The 18,636-nt window shown below is 52.0% G+C and carries 18 protein-coding genes; 3 read left to right on the top strand and 15 right to left on the bottom strand.

Annotated elements, in window-relative coordinates; genetic code table 11:
• Nucleotides 1-181 precede the first annotated feature (181 nt).
• The 7 genes from VXK30_RS07715 to VXK30_RS07685 all read right to left on the bottom strand — a co-directional run bounded on the left by VXK30_RS07715 (nt 182) and on the right by VXK30_RS07685 (nt 4,988).
• Nucleotides 182-439, bottom strand: a complete 258-nt coding sequence (locus VXK30_RS07715; RefSeq protein ID WP_038323895.1) for an HPr family phosphocarrier protein — start codon at nt 437-439, stop codon at nt 182-184.
• A 93-nt stretch (nt 440-532) separates the two neighbouring features.
• Entirely contained in the window at nt 533-1,267 is a 735-nt protein-coding gene (gene dagF / locus VXK30_RS07710) for a 2-dehydro-3-deoxy-phosphogluconate aldolase (protein ID WP_275714299.1), read from the bottom strand.
• Nucleotide 1,268: 1 nt separating this feature from the next.
• On the bottom strand, nt 1,269-2,384 hold the full coding sequence (locus VXK30_RS07705) for a DgaE family pyridoxal phosphate-dependent ammonia lyase (RefSeq protein WP_275714297.1): 1,116 nt from the start codon (nt 2,382-2,384) through the stop codon (nt 1,269-1,271).
• 51 nt (nt 2,385-2,435) lie between these two features.
• Nucleotides 2,436-3,302 carry a PTS system mannose/fructose/sorbose family transporter subunit IID gene (locus VXK30_RS07700; RefSeq protein WP_275714295.1) on the bottom strand — a complete coding sequence of 289 codons (867 nt, stop codon included), beginning with the start codon at nt 3,300-3,302 and terminating at the stop codon, nt 2,436-2,438.
• Nucleotides 3,303-3,304: 2 nt separating this feature from the next.
• On the bottom strand, nt 3,305-4,051 hold the full coding sequence (locus VXK30_RS07695; RefSeq protein WP_275714293.1) for a PTS mannose/fructose/sorbose/N-acetylgalactosamine transporter subunit IIC: 747 nt from the start codon (nt 4,049-4,051) through the stop codon (nt 3,305-3,307).
• A 21-nt stretch (nt 4,052-4,072) separates the two neighbouring features.
• Complete coding sequence (locus VXK30_RS07690) at nt 4,073-4,567, bottom strand: PTS system mannose/fructose/N-acetylgalactosamine-transporter subunit IIB (RefSeq protein ID WP_275714291.1); 495 nt, start codon at nt 4,565-4,567, stop codon at nt 4,073-4,075.
• Complete coding sequence (locus VXK30_RS07685; RefSeq protein WP_275714289.1) at nt 4,560-4,988, bottom strand: PTS sugar transporter subunit IIA; 429 nt, start codon at nt 4,986-4,988, stop codon at nt 4,560-4,562. The genes VXK30_RS07690 and VXK30_RS07685 overlap by 8 nt, the downstream gene beginning before the upstream one ends.
• 326 nt (nt 4,989-5,314) lie before the next feature.
• Between VXK30_RS07685 and VXK30_RS07680 the strand changes: the two genes are divergently transcribed.
• Nucleotides 5,315-6,151, top strand: coding sequence for a MurR/RpiR family transcriptional regulator (locus tag VXK30_RS07680; protein ID WP_275714287.1), 837 nt, complete (start codon nt 5,315-5,317; stop codon nt 6,149-6,151).
• 100 nt (nt 6,152-6,251) lie between these two features.
• On the opposite strand, the gene VXK30_RS07675 is transcribed toward VXK30_RS07680, so the two are convergent.
• The 4 genes from VXK30_RS07675 to VXK30_RS07660 all read right to left on the bottom strand — a co-directional run bounded on the left by VXK30_RS07675 (nt 6,252) and on the right by VXK30_RS07660 (nt 12,184).
• Nucleotides 6,252-7,472, bottom strand: coding sequence for an aspartate kinase (locus VXK30_RS07675; RefSeq protein WP_275714285.1), 1,221 nt, complete (start codon nt 7,470-7,472; stop codon nt 6,252-6,254).
• A 35-nt stretch (nt 7,473-7,507) separates the two neighbouring features.
• A complete protein-coding gene (gene thrB / locus VXK30_RS07670) occupies nt 7,508-8,404 on the bottom strand; it encodes a homoserine kinase (RefSeq protein WP_275714283.1) in 897 nt (298 codons plus the stop codon).
• 34 nt (nt 8,405-8,438) lie between these two features.
• The gene (locus VXK30_RS07665; protein WP_275714281.1) at nt 8,439-9,683 is read right to left on the bottom strand and encodes a homoserine dehydrogenase; all 1,245 of its coding nucleotides are present in this window, start codon (nt 9,681-9,683) and stop codon (nt 8,439-8,441) included.
• 149 nt (nt 9,684-9,832) lie between these two features.
• Nucleotides 9,833-12,184: a transglycosylase domain-containing protein gene (locus VXK30_RS07660; RefSeq protein WP_275714279.1), complete on the bottom strand. Its 2,352-nt coding sequence runs from the start codon at nt 12,182-12,184 to the stop codon at nt 9,833-9,835.
• 267 nt (nt 12,185-12,451) lie between these two features.
• Between VXK30_RS07660 and VXK30_RS07655 the strand changes: the two genes are divergently transcribed.
• The gene (locus VXK30_RS07655) at nt 12,452-12,664 is read left to right on the top strand and encodes a BofC C-terminal domain-containing protein (RefSeq protein WP_275714276.1); all 213 of its coding nucleotides are present in this window, start codon (nt 12,452-12,454) and stop codon (nt 12,662-12,664) included.
• A 72-nt stretch (nt 12,665-12,736) separates the two neighbouring features.
• Nucleotides 12,737-13,381 carry a uridine kinase gene (udk, locus tag VXK30_RS07650; protein WP_275714274.1) on the top strand — a complete coding sequence of 215 codons (645 nt, stop codon included), beginning with the start codon at nt 12,737-12,739 and terminating at the stop codon, nt 13,379-13,381.
• 47 nt (nt 13,382-13,428) lie between these two features.
• Here udk and VXK30_RS07645 read toward each other — a convergent pair whose 3' ends face one another.
• The 4 genes from VXK30_RS07645 to VXK30_RS07630 are packed head-to-tail and all read right to left on the bottom strand — an operon-like array spanning nt 13,429 to nt 18,636.
• Nucleotides 13,429-14,688 carry a polysaccharide biosynthesis tyrosine autokinase gene (locus tag VXK30_RS07645; protein WP_275714272.1) on the bottom strand — a complete coding sequence of 420 codons (1,260 nt, stop codon included), beginning with the start codon at nt 14,686-14,688 and terminating at the stop codon, nt 13,429-13,431.
• A gap of 23 nt (nt 14,689-14,711) precedes the next feature.
• On the bottom strand, nt 14,712-15,893 hold the full coding sequence (locus VXK30_RS07640; protein WP_275714270.1) for a glycosyltransferase family 4 protein: 1,182 nt from the start codon (nt 15,891-15,893) through the stop codon (nt 14,712-14,714).
• A complete protein-coding gene (locus VXK30_RS07635; RefSeq protein WP_275714268.1) occupies nt 15,890-17,110 on the bottom strand; it encodes a glycosyltransferase in 1,221 nt (406 codons plus the stop codon). Before VXK30_RS07635 ends, VXK30_RS07640 begins: the two co-directional genes overlap by 4 nt.
• A complete protein-coding gene (locus VXK30_RS07630; protein ID WP_275714266.1) occupies nt 17,107-18,636 on the bottom strand; it encodes an O-antigen polysaccharide polymerase Wzy family protein in 1,530 nt (509 codons plus the stop codon). Before VXK30_RS07630 ends, VXK30_RS07635 begins: the two co-directional genes overlap by 4 nt.

The following is an 18,636-nucleotide window of genomic DNA, read 5'->3' as shown; positions in this document are numbered from 1 at the left end:
AGTCTTCTGCTGACTTTAACAGAAGGCTGCGGTTTTTTCATAAAAAGAGTTTATTATCTGAACCAATGGAATATTATAGCGACTTTCTTATCTTACTATATCGCGCTTCTGGGTTCCTATATCTTTTATCGAATACTGAAGCGAAACGGATATCTATAGCGGCAGGCTGCCGAACCTGCCCTTATACGTTCTCCCGGAAGAAGCGTTCCAGGGCAGCCGCCGCTTCGGCTTCATCAGGGCCTTCTACGGAAACGCGGATTTTTTCTCCCTGCTTGACCGCGAGCTGCATAACCGCGAAAAGCTTCTTCAAATCGGCGGAGCTTTTATCTCTGCTGATTGTAACGGAAGAGCTGTATTTTTTTGCTTCCTTTGCAAGGATACCTGCCGGACGGGCATGGATCCCCATCTCGTCCCGAACGGAATAGTAAAATTCTTTCATAGGAAATCTCCTTTTGCAGTAAAATGGTATTCATTACAAGCAGGATCCCCGGTGAATTTACCGCCGGGGATCCTGTTCTGTCATTCTGTAAAATTACTTTACCAGCCCGGTAATGATCTTATAGAGTTTACGGACCTCTTCAATCCTGGTATCCCCCGTCTCCTGATCGATGATGGAGGAATAGACATGCGGGATGATTTTCGGCACCCCGGCATCCAGAACAATCTGCAGAATTTCGCCGAAGTTTTCCGTGGTGATTCCTCCGGTGGGCTCCAGCCCGAAATACGCGTCGGCACAGGCTTTCGCCACTTCCGTGAGCTCATCCCGTACCTTCAGACCGCCCATCGGGAAATATTTCAGAGAATCCGCTCCCTGTTCCTTCGCCATGGCGATCGCCGTGGCAACCGGCGCAATCACGGGTTCCAGCTTCCCGCTCACCGGACCGGTTGAAATGCGCACATAGCCCGGCCTACCGCAAGGGGACACCATCGCGTTCAGGAAAGGACCCTCCCCGGTCTTGCCGCGGGTAAACCCCGTAGCCGTAAAGGTCTGATTGATGTGTTTGGGAATGATCTGGGAAGAAATTTCAGCCACTGCGCGCCACTGGTTCGGGTTTCCGGCGCCAAGCCCGACGGAAATATTGTTGTCCACCGCTTTCTGATAAATTTCCATATCCTTCACCGCGCTGGCGACATCGGGATAATTGGCGGACAGAATCCCCACGACCACATGGCCGTTTGCCGCTTCCAGAATTTCCCCGGCGTTGCGCACGGAATTGGTCAGGCAGTTCAGCGCGACGCGGCCTTTGTAAAATTGAATTTCGTCCATATTAATCTCCTTTGCTAAGACGTTTCATGCTGTTGTAGATTGTTTCCAGCTCCTGCGCGGAACGCAGCGGACGGGGGTCAATGGCAATTGAGCCTAAATTCGCCTGATAATCGCGGGTATAAATGGCTGGATTCCCTTTTTTCAGCTGTTCCACAACCTCTTCGGCACTGAGGCCGAACTCTTCTCCGAACGTAATCTTGCACCGGTAAATCAGCCGTCCCGCCTCGTCCTGTACAATCTGCGTACGGCATCCGGGGATGGAGCTTATTTTTTCGGCAAACTCTCTGAGCTGATCCAGATTGACCGCAGGCTGGTGCTCGCCGGCAAGATATTCTTCCATGGCCTTGAGCAGGCCCATGATATTTTCTTTGCCCACCTTCATGGCCCGTCCGATTCCCTTATACTGCAGGCGCATATTGGCGGCAAGTTCTTCCGTTTTGCAGACAACCAGCCCGCTGGTGGGGCCCTCGATCGCCTTGGCCCCGCTGTAGCAGACAAAATCCGCACCCAAACGGTTGTAAAGGCTTAAATCTTCCTCCGCAGCAGCATCCACAATGCAGGGAATCCCCAGCGAATTTGCCAATTCGATTGCCGAACGGGCATCCACCATTTCTTTCTGTACGCAGTGATGCGACTTCACGAATAAGATCGCCAGCGTTTTTTCACTGACCGCGGAGCGGATATCGCCCAAGGTGGATTTGTTGGCGTATCCAACCTCCACCACTTTTCCGCCGCCGATCTGGATCATCTCGCCGACCGGCGCACCGAAGTCCACATTCTGCCCTTTCAGGAGAATGACTTCCCGGCGCTGTGTGTCGGGGAGAAGCTCGTACAGATGCTGCACCCTTTCCAGACTGTCTTTGCAGATCAGGGAGGCGACCGAAAGCGCGATTCCCGCCGAGGCGCTGGAGGTAACGCACGCATCCTGTGCGCCGACCATGGAGCCGATTTTCTTCCCGGCATATTTCATCAGGTCTTCTATAACGACATAGTGGTCGGCTGCTTCGGCAACCGCCCGGCCCACTGCTTTGGAAACCGTGGACACTCCCAGAATGGTCATGCGCCCGGAAGCGTTTATCACCTCCTGCAGTCCGTTTTGGGTGTAAATATTTGCCATGATACCAGTTTCCCTTCTTTTATGTTTTCGTCCGTTGTATTGCGGCGTTCTTTACAGGATTCCCAGGAAGGCCGCAGCAACGGAGATCACAACGATCGTTCCCAGAATCAGGTTGTAGCGGGGGCCGCGCTTTTTCAGGTAGAAATAGATGAGGAACACCGCAAGCAGCGGCAGCAGGCCGGGAACGATCAGATTCAGAATATCCTGAAGTACAATTTTGTTTCCGCTCGAGAATACAAAGGTCAGCGGAGTGCTGAGCTTCACATAGCTTGCCGAAAGCGCGCCCATCATGGTAAGCCCGATGACGTTGGCGCTGAAAATAATGGACTGCATCTTTCCGCCGTTCAAAAGAGAGGTTACGGATTTCTTTCCGAGTGTATATCCCTGGTGAATCAGAACATACGAAACGCCGATCGTGATCAGCGGATAAAGAATCAGCGGAAGCAGCCCGCCCACCGGCGAACCGTTGGAAGCAAAGGGCAGGAAAATGGAAATGAGGATCGGCATGAGCGCCGCCCAGATAATAGCGTCGCCAATACCGGCGATCGGGCCCATCAGGCCGGTTTTCAGTCCGGTAATCGCATCGTCCGTCACGTCTTTGCCGTTCGCTTTTTCTTCTTCCATCATAATGGCGATTCCCTGAATGACCGCGCCGAACGTACCCTCTGTGTTGAAAAACACAAGATGGCGTTTGAGCGCTTTGCTGAGCTCCTCGTCCGTGTCATACAGCTTTTTCAGCACGGGAGTCATGGAAGCGCAGAAGATCAGGCTCTGTAAACGCTCATAGGAATTGGACAGCTCTGCGCCGAGGTAGTAAATCCACATCGCCTTGGTGATGTCTTTTTTCTCCAGCCGGCTGGTTTTCTTCTCGGCCGGCTCTTTCAGGGCCTCTGTTTGTACCGTCGTCATATTGTCCATTTTTACGCCTCCTCCTTAATCTTGAACAGGTTCAGCAGCAAGGCAGTGCAAACCGCAAAGATTGCCATTGCCATGGTGTCCAGTTTCAGATACTGCACGGCGAAAAAGCCGATGATGAAAAAGGGCAGCAGCTTCTTTTTGCCGATCACCATCAGGGTAATCGCGAAGCCCAGTGCCGGAAGAATTCCTCCCATGACCTCGAATGAGTGCATCAGCCAGGTGGGAACAACGGTCATAAATGTTTTGACCGCGTCGACGCCAAGATAATCGATGACAAACACGATTGGGAAACGAATGACAAATCCAAGCAGGGCCGGGAACAGAAACGCGGCCATCAGGATTCCCTTCGTGTTGGCCTGCTCCGCGTAACGGTCTGCCATATGTACCCAGATGGCGTTGGTGGAACGGCGGAGCTGGTCGACGAAGACGCCCAGAACACCGAAGGGAATCGCCAGCGAAATGGCGACCTCCGGTTTCATGTTGGCGAGCACGCCCAGCGGGATCGCCACACAGCCCGCAAGTGCGGGATCGCTGGGAACATTGCCGCCGGGAGTGGAAGTAACCCCTAAATAGACCAGCTGAAGCCCCGCGCCGATCTGCATGGACAACGCCATATTGCCCGTGAGTATGCCGACGAAGATACCGATGACAACGGGCTGGAGCAGCATGGATGAAAAGGTGTAGCCAAGCCGCAGCCGGGAGAACCAGTAATAGATACCCATTGAAATAGCAAGTGGCAAAACGCTCATTGTTGTTTCCTCCTCAAGTATTTAGTTTTGACGATACTTCTTCAAAATTCCTTCCAGGCTCTGGGGAGTATCCTCCGGAATTGTCTGAAAAATGATTTTCACACCTTTCTGCTGCAATTCGGTAAGGATCTCCACATCCGCGTCGTCCAGCGTGATGTTCTGAAAGACCACTTTCCGGTTCGGCGCTCCGCCGAGACCGCCTACCTGAATATCGGTAACCCGGATGCCTCCGTCATAAACCTCTTTCATTGTCTTGAGATTTGGCAGCAGAAGCAGCACTTTTCCCCCGCCGAATTGATTCGCATTCCAGCTCTCAATAACATCCTTCTGGGTATAACAGCTCACCTTGACATCCCGCGGCGCGGCCAGAAGATAAATCTCCATCATGAAAGGATCTTTTGCAAGCTCATCACTGACTACGACGATTTTGTTCGCCCCGGACTGATTGACCCATTTGGTCATGACCTGCCCGTGAATGAGTCTGCTGTCAATTCTGCACAGAACAATTTCAGCCATTTTTTTCCACCTCCTTTTCCTGAAGCGATTTTGTGATCTTTTCGATTACATCCATAACGGAAGATTTCCCCGTCTCCAAAACAGAATCGAAGTCTATCCTGCCTTCCTCCATCAGCCCGAGACACGCCTCGATCAGAAGCGGGGCATTCAGCCCGGAAAACACCCTGATGTTTTTTTCCCGCCCTACGAGCGCGCCCGCGTTGGTCGTGGTTCCGCCAAACATATCGGTAAGGATCAGCGACCCGTCGGGCATTGCATCGGCAGCTTCCCGGACAAGCGCAAGATATTCCTGAAAGGTAACCTTTGGTGTCAGCGGCACTTCCTTCACGAAATCGACCGCGCCGATCACCATCCTGACCCCTTCCATCAGGGACATCCCCCACCCTCCGTGAGTCAGCAGTAAAATCTGTGGTTTCCCCATAAAACACTCTCCTAATGGCTAAAAAATCGAATTGTCATATACTTTATTATTCTGTAATTATTGTAGTACACTACATTACCCGCGTCAATTCACAAATCAGATAAAGAAACCCTCCTGTTTTTGTAATTTACTACAAATCGTATCAATTCAATGTAGGCAATCAAAAAAAACTATGATATAATAAAAAAATAATAAGGATCGGCTGCATGACAAAATTATTTGGTGTTCTTAAATAGTACTATTCCCTTTTATTATGCCAGATCAACTGTAAAATGTTGGATTGCTGACGCAAAATCCTAATTCAAATATGGAGGTACCCATCCGCAATGGCACAAGAGAACGATTGGTCCAGTCTGATTACACGGATGAACGCAATGTCGAACCAGTTTACAAAGACCGACTGGAAAATTGTCAATTATATTAAAAAGAAAGCGGAAGCCATTCTGAACTGCAACGCGCAGGAGCTTGCGAAAGCAATCGGCACATCCGACGCAAGTATCATCCGCTTCACCCAGAAGGTGGGATATTCCGGCCTGAACGAATTCAAATACGTGCTGCAGCAGCAAATTGCGAAACCCGCAGCGGAGACCGGAACGGGAGATTATGCCGCTCTGCTTCAGGACAACATAACGCTCCTGGAACTTCTGTATCAAACGGTCAAGCCGGAAAATGTGGACCTGCTGCGTAAAAAGATGCTGGCTGCGGAAAGGATTTTTATCGTCGGCCTGGAAATCAATCAGCATGTGGCGGAAATTCTGGCGTTTAAATTCGCGAAACTCGGATTGCCGATCTGTGCTGTAACAAACTACGACGTGCTGAAGGTCTACAGAAAAATTTCCACCCCCCGCGACCTGTTCATTACCATCTCACTTTCCGGGGAGGATGAGCTTCTCTCGGAAACGCTCGCAGATTTTATTAACAACGGCAGTTATATTGTGCTGTTCTCCAACCATGAAAAATCCCTGTGCGCCGCCTACACGGACCTGCTTTTCCTGATCCCGAAAACGGACCTTCTGTCAAGCTCCAACGTAATCTGCCGCGAAATCCTGCTGCTTCAGCTTGGAGACATGATTTTCCAGAATTTTCTGGCGAAGGACAGCCCCTCCTACAAAACATTTCTAAAAACGGCTTCCTATGCCGTCCCCGACGACGAAGACGATTAGCAGAAGAATGGCTATAAAAAAGATCGCTGCCCCTGTGAAATAAAAAGGGACAGCGATCTTTTTGTTCTGTTTCACGATTTCAAAGCACAAAATCCGAACTTCAAGCTTCCATCGCTTCGCTGAAAAATTTATTGTGTACCGCCGTGACGGCCTTATCCGCATCGGAGCGGTCGATCAGGACCGAAATCTTGATTTCACTGGTAGCAATCATCTGGATGTTGATATTTGCTTCAAACAGCGCTTCAAACATCTGGGCGGCCGTGCCGGGATGCGTTTCCATTCCCGCGCCCACAATGGAGACCTTGGCGACATTTTCATCGTAGACGACGCTGGTCGCGCCGATCAGCTCCACATAGGGGCTCAGGATATCGATCGTCTCCTTCAGGTTGGCCTGGCTGACCGTAAAGCTGATATCCTTTGTACCGTTTCTGCCGACGGACTGGAGAATAATATCAACATTAATATTTTTCGCGGAAAGCTTTGAGAAAATTTTGAAAGCGAGGCCCGGTCTGTCGGGTACGCCGATGATTGAAACGCGGGCCACATCCTCGTCTTTCGCAATACCGCTGATCAACATTTTTTCCACTTTCGTTGCCTCCTTAACAATTGTGCCGGGTTTTCTTGTCATGCTGGAAAGGACCTCGAGCTGAATTCCGTACTTCTTTGCCATCTCAACCGAACGGTTATTGAGCACCTGCGCGCCCAAAGTCGCAAGCTCAAGCATTTCATCATAGGAGATGTAGGCAAGCTTCCTTGCATTTTTTACCTTGCGCGGGTCGGCGGTATAAACGCCCTCCACATCCGTAAAGATCTGGCACAGGTCCGCATTCATCACTGCCGCGATGGCGACCGCGCTGGTGTCCGAGCCGCCCCTGCCGAGCGTCGTCATGTCGTTGTAGCGGTTAATTCCCTGGAAGCCCGTTACAATGACGATATTCCTTTTGTCGAGCTCCTTCTTGATACGGTCGGGCACGATTCGTTTGATTCTCGCGCTGCCGTAGGCCGAGCTGGTATAAAACCCGGCCTGCCACCCCAACAGCGAGACAACCGGGTAACCCAGCTTTTCAATCGCCATTGCGAGCAGCGAAGCGGATATCTGTTCGCCCGAAGTAAGGAGCATATCCATTTCTCTTTTGGAGGCATAGGGATTGATTTCTTTTGCTTTATCGATCAGATCGTCTGTCGTATCGCCCTGTGCGGAAACGACGATGACAATATCGTTGCCCTGTGAATAGGTCTTTGTGACGATGTCCGCCACATTAAAAACACGTTCCGCATTCGCAACGGAACTGCCGCCGAACTTCTGGACTATAAGGCTCATTCGGTTCCATCCCCCATATTAAAGTAAAAGTATTATTATTCAATCGATATCTGCGCACCTTTTGAATCCGTATTCAAAATCTTGATCTCCCAGCCCGTAATCCCTTTTTCCTCCAGATGGTTCGCCGCGTATCTGGCAAAGACATCCGTATCGGAGGCATCGATCATGGAGATAATCGTCGGGCCGGCGCCGCTGACATAAGTACCGAGTGAACCGAGCTCATAGCTCAGGCGGAACACGTCGTCCAGATGATCGATCAGGCTGGCCCTGTACGGCTGGTGAATCTTATCCTGAACCGCCACACGCAGGTTTTCAAGCTTGCCGGAAAAGAGCGAGGCCGCCATCAGCGCGGACCTTGAAAGATTGTAAACGGCGTCGCTTCTCGAATACTCTTTGGGAAGCACGGAGCGTGCCTTCTCTGTTTTCAGTTCAAAAGGCGGAATAAACAAAGCAAACCGGATCTTTTCCGAAACGGGAACGCTCACGCTGTAAACCCTTCCCGCTTCCATGGCGGAGGCGGCAAGGCCGCCTTCGATCGCGGGCGTGGTGTTATCGGGATGTCCTTCGATTTCAGCCGCGAGGTTAATCAGCTCCTGTACCGAAAGAGGGCCGCCCAAAAGGCGGTTCGCGCCGGAAATTCCGGCGACAATGCACGCCGAGCTGCTGCCCAGACCGCGCGCCATCGGGATATTGTTCAGCTGAACGATTTTAAGACCCGGCAATTTGCGGCCGCACCGCTCATAAACCTGCCTTGCGGCCCAGAAAATCAGGTTGCTGTCATCCGTCGGCACCTGAATATTGTCTTTGCTGGAAATATCAACGGTATCGGATTCTTCCATCCAAACCTGATTGTACAGGTCCAGCGCAATTCCAAGGGAGTCAAAACCGGAACCAAGGTTTGCGCTGGTAGCCGGTACCTGAATTCTTATCATATCATATCAACATCCTAATCCTAAATAAATGAATTTACAGATCCCCTATGCGGATGGTATTCTTTACCGTTACACCCAGCGGTTCCAGTTCCGCAAGCTTCGCGACGATTTCTTTTTCCCGCATGACCTCTGTCACAAAAGCGATTTCGCCGCGGGCCGGTTTCCTGCGGGAAAGCCGGGTAACTCCGCCGAAAATCTGATTGATGTTTTTAAAGGCGAGGTCCTCGTCGTCCGTTTCGGCGCGGACGAACATGGCGACCTCGTTCAGGAGGTAGTCCTCCACATAATCCTTTGAGCCGTCTTCCCAGTAGAGGTATTTTCTGGCCCTGAAATGCTTCACGCAGTCAATGACGTCCGCAACAACCGCGCTTGCGGTCGGGAGCTTTCCGGCGCCCTTTCCGTAGAACACGACATCGCCCGTCGAGTCGCCGCGCACCATAATCCCGTTGAACACGTCGTCGACATTGGCAAGCTGGCTTTCGCGCGGAATAAACATCGGGCAGACAATGATCTGCAGTTTTCCGCTCTCCATCATTTTGACCTGTCCGATCAGTTTGACCACTCCGCCCCAGGCGGCGGCGTATTCCACATCCGCCAGAGCGATTTTGGTGATGCCTTCGGTGTGCACCTGATCGGGGTAGACGTGCTTGCCGTAGGCCAGAGAGGACAGGATGCAGATTTTGCGGCAGGCGTCCTGGCCCTCCACATCCGCAGCCGGGTTGCGCTCCGCATAGCCCAGCTTCTGGGCAAGGGCAAGTGTATCCTCAAAGGTCATCTGCTCACGGATCATTTTGGTCAGTATAAAATTGGTGGTACCGTTTAAAATACCCGCGATTTCCACCACGTCGTTTGCCGCAAGACACTGGCTGATCGGGCGGATAATCGGGATGCCGCCGCCGACACTCGCTTCGAACAGGAAATTCAGGTTGTTTTTCTGCGCGATTTTCAGCAGTTCGGCCCCTTTGGCGGCCACCAGCTCCTTATTGGAGGTAACCACGCTTTTTCCCGCTTCCAGGCAGCGTTTCACATAATCGAAGGCCGGGTTCAGCCCGCCCATTACTTCCACCACGATTTTTACTTCCGGATCATTCAGGATTGTATCAAAGGATTTTGTGAATTTGCTTTCAAACGGACTGCCGGGGAATTCACGCAAATCCAGAATATATTTGATATCGATTCGCTCTTTGGCGCGTTTGGCGATATTCTCCGCGTGATTGGTCAAAACCTCCACCACACCGGAGCCGACTACGCCGTATCCCATTACAGCTATTTCTACCATATGTAGCACCCCTTACTATTTCTACTGATCTCCGAAAAAACAGATAAGCACTTTAACAGTTTACCACGTTTCAGTGTGACAATCAATTTACAAATTAACCGAAATGCAGATGCCCGCGAACAGGCATCCGCATGAAAATGACAGAGCGGTCAGTCGGCCGCAGCCGCCAAATCCCCTTGGGGACGGCCCGGCTTCGACGGTTTATCCGGGCGGGAATTCCTTGCGGACGACGTATGGGACTCCGGCGTTGTGGAAGACGTCGGAGCTTCTGAGGAAGTGTCGGGATTTTCGTGCGACTCCCCGCCGCTTGAAACGGCGCTCTCCCCGCTTTCCGTACCGGACTCAACGGGATGGGAAACAACGGAGGAGGCCGATCCGGCGTGGATACCGTCACAGATAGCCGGCATATGGCTCTTGTCGTACCAGCCGATCTGGGTATCCTTGTCGTTAGCCGGGTTCGCCAAAAGTCCGGTCACTGTACAGAACCTGGCCGAAACCACGTTGGGATCGTAGGTAAAGGTCAATTTCTCTTTATTTTTCAGATACGACGCCATAATATTCTTCCATGTAGAGGCGGCATAGGTCGTATTGGTCAGATGCGCGGGCGTCAGATAGCCTGTCCAGATGCCGGCGACCGCGTAGGGCGTTCCGCCGATGAACCAGCTGTCCTTTTCATCGTTGGTGGTACCCGTTTTGCCGAACACCTCCCACCCGCTGATCGCCGCGCCGCGCCCGGTTCCGTGGGCGCCCGTCACGACATTGTTGAGCAGATGATGCATGATGGACGAGGTGGTGGAACTGATTGCCTGAACGGAAGTCTGATTGCGGTTGTCCAGAATCACATTGCCGTCGTGGTCGTCCACATGATAAAAGGTATAGGGCTGATAATATTTCCCGCCGTTCGCGAAAATCTGGAAACCGGCCGTCATCTCGCGAACGGTGACACCTTCGCTCAGGCCGCCGATCGCCATAGGCGCGCGGTTGTTGTCCGCGGGAAGCAGACTGGTAAAGCCCAGCTTTTCTTTCAGAAAATTAAAGCTGACGTTTGGCGTAATGGCGTTTCCGACCTGCGCCGCACTGGCGTTGAGGGAACGCTCCAGCGCCCATTCCAGAGGAATGGGGCCCCAGTATTTTCCGCTTGTGTTCCCCGGTCCCCAGTTTTTCGGACCGGAGCTGCCGTCGCTGAACCAGTTCGGCAGCGGATTGTCATTGACTAAAGAAGAATAATTGTATTTTCCGGATTCTATCGCCGGCCCGTAGACCGCTAAAGGCTTGATGGTGGAACCCGGCTGTCTTTTGGAGTCCGTAGACAGACTGAACAGGCGGTTGCTCTTTTTCTCCCCTCTGGAACCCACCGTGGCCAGCACCCGTCCGGAGTAGTCCATGGCAAGGTACCCCGCTTGCATCTTGGTATTGCTTCCGAAGAGCTTGTCCGATTTGAACGTATTTTCCGCAATGTTCTGCAAATCGGTATCCATTGCGGCGTAAATCTTCAGTCCGTCATGGTAAATCATATCCACAGCCTTCTCGCTGGAGCAGTTATAGTGCTCCATCAGGCCGCTCTTGACGTCTTCAAACAGGGTATCCACATACCAGTTCCAGATAGGAACGTCGTCTACGACATTTTCGGTCTTTTTCCCTACAAAAGTCATGTGTTCCGATTTTGTCATCGCGGTGTTGTACTCCGCGTCCGTAATCATTCCCTGAACGTGCATCTCGTTCAGTACCGTCTGCTGGCGTTCCTTGTTCTGATCCGGATGGACGAGCGGGGAATATTTCGTCGGGTTCTGCGTGATGCCCGCAATCGCGGCGCACTCCGCTATATCACAGTCCTGAATATTCTTGCCAAAATAAAGGTTCGCCGCGGCCTGAACGCCGTTGCTGCCGCTGCCGAAGGGGACAACATTGAGATAAGCGGCGAGGATTTCCTCTTTGGTATATTTTTGCTCCAGATTCAAGGCACGGAAGATTTCCTTTACCTTTCTGGTAAGACTTACGTCCTTGTCCCCCGTAATGTTTTTAATCAGCTGCTGGGTAATGGTAGAACCGCCGTAGCTGCTCCCTTTGGAAAACAGCGTAGTCACCGCGCCGGCCGTTCGTATCCAGTCGACGCCCTTATGATCCTTGAAGCGCTTGTCCTCAATCGCGATAATGGCGTCTTTCATGGATTGCGGTATTTTGTCGTAATCCACCCACACCCGGTTTTCACTGCTGTACAGGCTCTGGTACTGAACGGGATTGGAACTGTCGTCGTTGGGTCCGTTTACATAGATGAAGCTCGTATAATTCAACTGCAGCTTATGCAGGTCATAATCGACGGATTCATTGCTCAGGCTGAACACAAAGGAAAGCAGCGAGACAGACACAATGATGCCGGTAATGAATAATATAGTAAAAACGGTGAAAAGACCCTTTAATACAATCCGGCCAACGGACCTTGCTTTGCCGTCTTTTTCTCCGTTTCGGGAGCCGACATATTTATTGATATCGGTTTTTCTCATCGGGAACCACCTCCTTGATAAAAAATGGATTATCGCAACAAAAAATGAATAATTTTCCAATATTTTCAAATAATACCTATGAGGTGATGCTATTTGAAAAGAAACTGGATTGTGCTGCTGGGTACAACTGTTATTATAATCGGAATGTTAATGTGGGGTTTTTCTCAAACGAGAATAAACCAAATACCTGAAGTTTCAAGCTCAGATATATTAGATAATTCTACCTCAAATGAGGCTTCAAGTCAAGAAAACAGCGAAATTCCGACCATGGCAAGCCGAAGCAGCAGCGTGAACACCTACACGGTAAAGGAGTATGAAGGGCATATCGGAGTCTTTTACAACAACGAGAGCACTCCCTATCAGGAGATCGACGTCGACGTCGCATCGCTGCCACAGGCGGATCAGGTGCTTTTAAAAGATGGAATCCGGGTCACGGACGTCGACCGCCTGAACAGTATCATTGAAGATTATGAAAGCTAAAAGAATGCTTTTCGCCGGTTTTTGTGCTATAATTTGAAGCTGTAAAATAACATTGCAATACAGGAGGCAGCTATGGATTGTTCACCCTTTGTAATCGGTGTTGCCGGCGGCACCGGTTCAGGAAAAACAACGCTTTCGACGAAGCTGAAACAGGCAATCGCCGACGACGCCATCATTTTATCCCATGATTTTTATTACCGCGCAAATTCTGATATTCCATTCGAACAGCGTGTCAAAATGAATTATGACCATCCTAACGCATTCGATACCGATTTACTGATTGAGGACGTAAAAAGACTCAAAAGCGGTCGGGCAATCGACCATCCGGTTTATTCTTTTGTCACCTACACCAGAACCGGCGAGACCGTACACATGGAGCCGGCGCGCGTGATTATTGTGGAAGGGATCCTGATTTTTGAAAACAAAGACCTCCTGGATTTAATGGATATGAAGCTTTTTGTGGACACGGACGCGGATATACGGCTTCTCCGCCGTCTGACCCGGGACGTGAAAGAACGCGGCCGCAGCCTGGATTCTTTTATGTCCCAGTACATAAATACGGTCAAGCCCATGCACGAGCAGTTTGTAGAACCCAGCAAGAAATACGCCGACATCATTATTCCCCAGGGCGGAGAAAACCCCGTCGCCCTGCATATGCTGATCGACCATATCAAGGCGCTGATCCGTAAAACGGATCAGCTTGCCGTTACCCGTTAACAAAAACGCTCCGCGGAAAATCCGCGGAGCGTTTTTGTTCTGTTCTGTCAGATGTCGGTGGTAACAAAGCCGATGGGATTGCCGCCGGAAGCGTTCAGGCGGTGGAACGAATCCTTGAATTCATGATACGGAGTCGAACCGTATTTTACGACCATAATCACAGAACCGGCAAGCCTTGCGATATTATCCGCCTCCGGATACCGCACTTCGGAAGGCGTATGAATAATCACATAATCGAACTTTTCGGAAAGCTCCCGGAACAGCCCGGTGAATTTTTCGGAAAACAGCACGTCCGCGGGATTTTGGGATGCTTCCGTGCCGGAAACAAGGCCCAAGCCCTTGACAGAAGTCTGGGAAACCGCCTCTTCTGCGGAACAGGCTCCGTTCAAGGCATCCGTCAGGGAATGCTGCGGTTTTACATTCAGCAGCTTTCCGATCCCGTTTTCACGGAGATCCGCGTCGATCAGAAGCGTGGTTTTTCCGGAACAGGCCAGCGCGCCCGCCAGCCCGGCCGCCACGGAGGCGGCGCCGTTGTGCTCGCAGACATCAGTGACAAGGAAGCTGGTCTTTCCCTGTGCACAGTGAACCGCCGCGGCACGAAGCTTGCGGAAGCTGTCTTCCTTCTTTTCGCCGCCGCCTTTCTTCGGCACCGTTCCCAGAAGCGCGGTGTTCAGCGCTTCGCTGACATAGCGGCTGTTGCGGATCGTTCTGTCCGTCAGCACGACAATAATGCCGTAGCATACATACACGATAAAACCGATGACGAGGCCAAGGATACCGGCCTTGAGCATCGTGGACTTATTGGACTCCGGCTCCGCCGGAATCGCGGGGTCGGCGATCACCGCGGTCAGCTTCGGGGACGGGAACGCGCCGGTAAGCTTTTCCCCCAGCACCTCGGCCGCTGTGTTGGCAATACGGTCCGCCATGGCGGCGTTCGGGGTTTTCGCGGTCAGCTTGACGACCGGAGCCGTATTGACCTGAACCGCGCCGATCGAAGTGATTTCCTTCTCGTCGATGCCAAGCTTTTCGGCGGTCTGGGAAATCATATCTTTGCCCGTCGCAATGGCGATGGCGGTCTGCACCCTGCTGTTCAGAATGCTGGTGTACTGCAGCCGGTAGTCCGTCTGCGCGTCCTCGGGTACCTCACAGGAAATGATCATGGTGGTATCGCAGGTATATTCATTGTGGACAAATTTGAGGGGCATCAGCCCAAACACAATTCCAAAGGCAGCGATGACGATGATAAATTTCAGGATGCTCCTCTTAAAATATTCCAGTATTTCTGAAAAGCTTACGAAAAGTTCCATATTTAACCTCCAAATATCGTTGATCAATCTATATCCATTGAAGCTCCGGCAAAATCAAGGACCTGCTTCATAATGGTTTTCCAGTCGTAATTCTTCTCCGCGAATTCGCGTTCCTTCCGCGCTATGGACGGGTCCCTGCGGCAATGCCGGACAAATTCGATGACGGCGTCCATATCCACCGCCGTCCCGTCGTTCGGCAGCCTGAGCGCAAACGGCGTATCCTCTCCGATTTTCGCGTCGTCGTAGGCATACAGGAAGGGCAGCGCCGCGGCGCAGTATTCGCGCGCTTTTAAGGAAAAGCAGGCGGTCAGGCCTCTGCGGTAACAGCCGAGAGAGGATACCCCCACGTCGACCGTTTTATAAATATCGGAAAGCTCCCTGCCCTTTTTAAAGCCGCAGAACGTCACGTCTTCAGTCAGGCCAAGCCTGTCCACCAGCGCGCGGAATCCGGGCATCTCCGTGGCGTCGCCGCCGACCAGCACAAATTTCAGCGCGGGCGCGCCGTCCGGTTTTTTCTTTTTATACTCGCTCATTCCTTCAAGGACCCGGTCGTAGCCCTGCCACCACAGGGTACCGGCAACCCCGAGAAAGACGATGTCCTTGCCGACGTCCCCGCAGTGAGGGACGGGCGATATCCCGTCGATGTTGATGCCGTTGTCCCCGTTCATGGCTTTGACTCCGAAAAACGAGTCCGCCCGGTTTCCGTACAGCACCACCGCGTCCACATACCGTTTCAGCCTTCTGCCCGACAGACGGTCGTCCGCCACCGTTACGGCCACCTTTGCGGCGGTCACGGCACGGTTTTTGAGCGTTTTGGCATATTGGATGTTGCGGATATAGTCCCCCAGATAAGGATAATTCGGGATTTCGACCACAATGGTTTTTACCCGGTTTTCCCGCGCGGCCCTGCAGATTCTGAGCATGTCGGAGCTGACACGGTCAAGACGCAGATACAGGACGTCAAAGCTGTGCTTTCGAACATACTCAAGGGCAATCCGCGTAAGCTGCTTCATGATTCCGCCGGCGGAATCAAAGCCGCTTTTCTGCGGCTCGGCGCCGAAGAACTGAAACGTGCTCCCCTGCCACATGGAATAGGTCACCTGGTAGCCCAGCTTCTCAAACGCGCCGGCCTGGCCCTCGATTTTATTTTTCACGCCCAGATACAGCGGAGCATCCTCCTGAAAAGTAAGATACATCAGTTTCATTGACTGATCTCCTTGTAAAAGTCCCGGTAGTTTTTCTGCGCGTTGAATTTTTCGGCCCATATTCCGCGCGCATTCCGGCACAGGCGGTCATACTCCTCATCCGGCAGCTCTTTCAGCTTCTTCAGCCGGGACAGCAGCTCGTCCGGCGAAAAATCCGACGGGAGCAAATAGCCGTTTTCCCCGTCGTACACCGCTTCCCGGGTACCGCCGACATCCGTGGCGATCACGGGAACGCCGAAGGAGCAGATTTCCATAATGGAAACCGGGATCCCCTCGCTGGCACTTACATTGACAAAGACGGAAAGGTCATGGGAACGGTAATAATCCATGATGGATGCGTTGTCCATCTGCCCCTTCCATTCCGTACGGACACAGTCCGGCAGCTTCGACGCCATCCCCTCGACTTCCCCGCGCAGCGGCCCGGAACCGATATGCGTCCACAAAATGGGGAAATCCGCTTTTTCCAGCGCCTGCACGATCAGATGCAGACGCTTGACCGGGGCTATGAAAGAACAGGATACGATATGCAGACCGTTTTCTCTGGTGCCGTGTTTTTCGCCGTGGTCGGCCGTCCCCAGAAAAGCGGGTGCTATTTTTTCCGCGTACCGGGGATACCGTTTTTGAAGGTACTCCGCGCCGGAAGCGGAACAGGGCAGCACCCGGTCGATCCGGTCCAGCAAAAACTCCCTCATCGGAAGGTAATTCATTTTTGCAAACTCACTGTAAAGGTCAAAGCGGTGGGCGCGGGAAATCTGTTTCACCCTTTTTCCCCGCCGTTTCAACTCCTGCGCAAGCAGCGCCCCCGCGGCCGCGGCGTCAAAAAGCCAGTAGCTGTAGATGGTGACTTCATCGGCAGAGGCAAGCTCCGGGATCTGTGCCAGCGCCGTATCAATCTCGTAGGCGCGCTTCATAAAGAAAAGCATTTCATGCGCCCTTTGCAAGGTAAATGTCCCGGACTTCATCATACTGAGCAGCTCGTCCCGTACAAAAGGCCTGAGCATCAGCCCGGCGTAGGCCGACTTACCGCCCGGAACCGTTTTGAGCGGAACACAGGAGATAAAATCAGGCAGCTTCTTTGTAACGGCGGAATTCGGTTTCAGGTTGCAGGGACAGATCAGTACCCGGTCGTATCCATTGATATAATTGACCTCATTGAGCAAAAACTCTTCCCCGTTGTCGTATGGAAATGAGGTGGTAAGCAGCAAAAGCAGCTTCATGGCTGTTCCTCCCATGTCAACCATCCGCCCCGGGCATGGGAAAGCGAGCGCGCGTGCGTTCCTTTCGCAATCAGCAGCGCCGCAAGGTATATCCCCACAAAGAAGCAGATATAGGTGATGTTAAAAACCTCGGTAACCCACAGAAACGCAAAGTTGCGCGGAATATATACAAAGTTTTTCAGAGCGAGCAGCCCGAAGGCAATGGTCACCCAGGAACGGGTCAGCAAAGAAGAGAAAAAGCGGAAGATGATACCAATCATCGCGCTGACCAGGACGACCCCTAAAATGCCGTAGGCGACATAGGCCTCGGCCACATAGGAGGTGCCGAAACCGCCCCCGCTCAGGTAACGGTCCGGATCGACCATAAAGGTCAGGGCATGTCCGAAATTATGGGTGGTGCGGACAAATTCCGTGTTCTGCACTTCGATGATCGGGGTCAGGCCGAACAGGGTTTTCGTAACAATATTATTATGGACGAACAGTTCAAACGGATAGAATAAATACCAGTAGGCTGTGGAAGGATTGAACAGATCGATATAGTTGACCGTCTGGACAACGACGCGAAAGCTCGCCCCCTGGGAATCGATAAAGCTGACGAGCATTTCTCCCAGTCCCCTGTCCGTGTCCAGGCCCGCGCGGATCAGCGCCAGAAGCTGAAGCAGGTACATGGCGGCAATTCCGAACACGCCCCCGTAGGCAACCGTTCTTTTTTTCAGAACCCTTTTCTCTTTTTCCAGCATAGAGTCCCGCAGGACAAAATAGGCGATCAGCATCAGCGCTTCCGTTACAATCGTATTTCTCCGTCCCGTCAGAAGGGACGCGAGCATGTAGGCCCCGTAGACGGCAAGCGGCAGCTTCATCTGATTTTTGCCGGGCAGAGTGGCGAGAAAAACCGCAAACGCCGGGACAAAAAACATGGAAAGGCGGCTGACGGCGGAAGGAACACTGGCCGTATTGGTGTAAGAGCTGAGATACCCATCTCTCAGAACCGCCAGACCCGAAGTGAACAGGATATAGAAAAACGGAACGGAACTGATATACAGTACAACCGCGCTGATCTGACGGATAATGGGATTCAGGTCGTTCCGGGTGACGGCGTGGATTCCTTTTGTCTGTATCGCAGATTCCCTGCGGTAAAAAAACGGTCCCATGGCACGGTAAACCGCGTAAACACAAAAAAGCGACAGCGCGACAATCTGGAGGGACTGAAACAGCTTCGGAAAATCATCCGCCTCCAAAAGCATCAGCAGCTTATGGTGATAACCGAACCAAGAAGTATACACACGCCCCAAAAGGAGGATGTTGTAGGCCCCCACAAAGATCAATAACGCAAAATCGCGCCTGATATTGACAATCAGGCTGCTGATAATTGCAACATTCATCATGATGACTGCAAAAAACAGGACATCGACCGCCGCTTCCGCCCTGCCGAAAACGGTCATCAGATTGGCGGCGAACATCAGCAATATCGTAATTCCAAAAAGGATGGTATCTCTCAGAAAATCGGATGTTTTTATTTTTAGCAT

It is taken from the genome of Caproiciproducens sp. CPB-2, from assembly GCF_036287215.1.
Lineage (GTDB): Bacteria > Bacillota > Clostridia > Oscillospirales > Acutalibacteraceae > Caproiciproducens.
The sequence above is the reverse complement of the archived record's forward strand: the minus strand, read 5'-3'. Positions and strand labels throughout refer to the sequence as shown.